The 2,311-nt window shown below is 57.9% G+C and carries 3 protein-coding genes; all 3 read right to left on the minus strand.

What is annotated here, in order from left to right; genetic code table 11:
* A partial coding sequence (locus AC0L2R_RS33645) for a chemotaxis protein CheB (RefSeq protein ID WP_473514079.1) occupies positions 1–255 on the minus strand: 255 nt, incomplete at its 3' end.
* Between the two features lie 219 nt (positions 256–474).
* Positions 475–1,440, minus strand: coding sequence for an SDR family oxidoreductase (locus tag AC0L2R_RS33650; RefSeq protein ID WP_473514080.1), 966 nt, complete (start codon positions 1,438–1,440; stop codon positions 475–477).
* A gap of 12 nt (positions 1,441–1,452) precedes the next feature.
* Positions 1,453–1,962, minus strand: a complete 510-nt coding sequence (locus tag AC0L2R_RS33655; protein WP_473514081.1) for a DUF2231 domain-containing protein — start codon at positions 1,960–1,962, stop codon at positions 1,453–1,455.
* Positions 1,963–2,311: the final 349 nt, after the last annotated feature.

The raw sequence follows: 2,311 nt of genomic DNA on the forward strand, positions 1-2,311 counted from the left end.
GAGAGGGCCAGCCCGATCAAGGATCTCCGGGAGATAGCTCGTCTGGCCCACGTGGAGCACCACGAAGACAGCAGCGGCAAGATCGGGCGGTAGATAGGTCGCGAGCCGCTTCAGTGCCTCGACGCCGCCGGCCGAGGCTCCGACAACGATGATGCAGCGATTTCGAGAGCTGATCCTTTCGCTTTCATTGGGCAAGTCCAAAACGCGGCCCTGATCGTTCGAAGCTTGGCCCGACCTATGTCCAACATTGCTCATGCATTGCAACGAATCCGAGAGCGGCTGCGTTCCCTCGCGGCGTAAAGGAACAGGCCTTCATGAGCAGTTGCCTGAGGCTAAATTCGAATTCTTGGCAAAGCAGGTTCGGGGTCCCTACGCCATTCTGATCTGGTCCGCTACTTCGCGCAGTTTCAACGCTACCGACGGTGCAGACAGCTTCGTCATCCGCAACAGCAAGATTGTGTTCCAATCCATTCACTAGAGGTTGGAAGCGGTGGCTGGGCACGTGCTCAAAGGGCACGCGACGATCAAGGGGAGTGACGCCCAACAGCCTTCGTCCAGTACTGGCGCCAGCGGCCGGCAAACTTCGTGAGGGGACACACTTGCCATCAAGTTGCCATCGTGCGGTTGTTCGGCGTTTTCCTGAAACTGTAGACGTGGCCCCACAACAGCGACTATCCATTCCACCAGTGATGGCGCAACCCGGCAGCCAAATTCCAACACGAATGCAAAGCCGCCAACCCTGATCTCGCGTCGAGGATGGCTCGCTGCGCCGACAATTGCAGAGGCGGCCCGCTCGGCGGAGTAAACAGGGACAATGGATCGCGCCTTGCGGCCGAACAGATTCGCCGCTTTCTGGTAGATAGGGGTGTCCATGGCTGCAGGAAGGATAGCACACACATGAATGTCTGGCGTGGTGCGCAACTCCTGCCGGATGGACGCTGTGAGCCCGCGTATGAAAAACTTGCTCGCGACATATATACTGACAAAAGGCTCTGGAGCGACACCGAGCATTGAACTGACGTTGATCAGCACTCCACGGTCTCCTTGAGAGCGGAATTGCTTGAGGGCGACCTGAGATCCGTTGATGTAGCCAAACACATTCGTGTCGACCAGACGGTGGAACAGCGGAGGCGGAACTTCCTCAAAACGCCCGAAAATCAGCACTGCGGCGCAATTCACCCAGACGTCAATCCGGCCGAAATGCGATACTGCAAAACCACGGATTTCCTCGACCGCGCTGTAGTCTGCCACATCGGCGGGAAAGGTCAGTGCCTCACCGCCTGAGTCGACGCATTCCTTAGCGATGTTGTCGAGCGCGTCGTCGTTTCTAGAAACCAGTACCAGCCGCGCCCCTTGTCGCGAGAACCCAAGAGCAGCCGCTCTGCCGAGGCCGCTCGAAGCGCCGGTGACCACGACAACGCGTCCCCGCAGGTCGGCCATGCCAAGACCTCATCAAAATCGTCCCGCACGAGAACTGGTGCCCTCACCCTCCTCAGGATGCACTCCTACCCTGTGCTCGTAGACGAGCGTTCCGCCCTTCCAGCCAGTGTAAACAAGAAGCAGGACAACAAGCGTAGACAGGGCCAATCCCCAAGGCAGAGTCGCCTCGACTGCGCCTGTACTGAGCCGCAAAACGAAATTAGCCAAGGCGAGTACCACTGCGATGACATTGCCTATCATGTGGTGCCACGCGGCGCCGAAAGAGCGTACGACTGCATTTCCAAGGAAATCGGCAAAGCCGGCCAGCGCCGCTGCGGCGCTCATAAGCAAGGCAAACCCGAGCAGCCAAAAAGAAGCCTCGGCCCAGAAAGCATTCTCGGTCGACCAAAACACCAGGTCTGAGAGGAACACCGACACAAACAATGCGATCGGAAAAGGAATCAACATGGGATGGATCGGATGACCGCCGATTTTCGCAGTGGTGGCGACGCCCAGCAGACGGTTGGCTCGATCGTGAGGCATGTCATAGAACGCTGAAAAGCCTGAATAAGTTCCAAAAACCCGAGCCGGTAATCACTGTCAAGCATCTCCACTCGCGGCGCCCAGTGACGGCTGGTGATGGGATTCCAAAATATTGTTGATAGCAAGGATCACACTATATGACGGCAGACAACAGGGCCTGAAGGCGAGGGATTGAGGCAGCGCGCAAGCGGCCATTTCGCTGCAAGCCGGCGAAATGTGCACCGCCCCGGTGTTCCGTGCAGAAAGAAAGCCCGCGCCCTTCGGGAAAAAAGGGATAGTGTCCTGAAGGTTCTGCAAAAAGCTCTGGAGAGAGAACAGCCCTTACTCTGAGGCGAGGGGCGGCCATGGC

The sequence above is a fragment of the Mesorhizobium sp. WSM4820 genome (genome assembly GCF_055811075.1).

Excerpts from the sequence above, each read along its gene's own strand:
- AC0L2R_RS33655 (WP_473514081.1), bottom strand. The coding sequence starts at position 1,962 with ATGCCTCACGATCGAGCCAACCGTCTGCTGGGCGTCGCCACCACTGCG.
- AC0L2R_RS33650 (WP_473514080.1), bottom strand. The coding sequence starts at position 1,440 with ATGGCCGACCTGCGGGGACGCGTTGTCGTGGTCACCGGCGCTTCGAGC.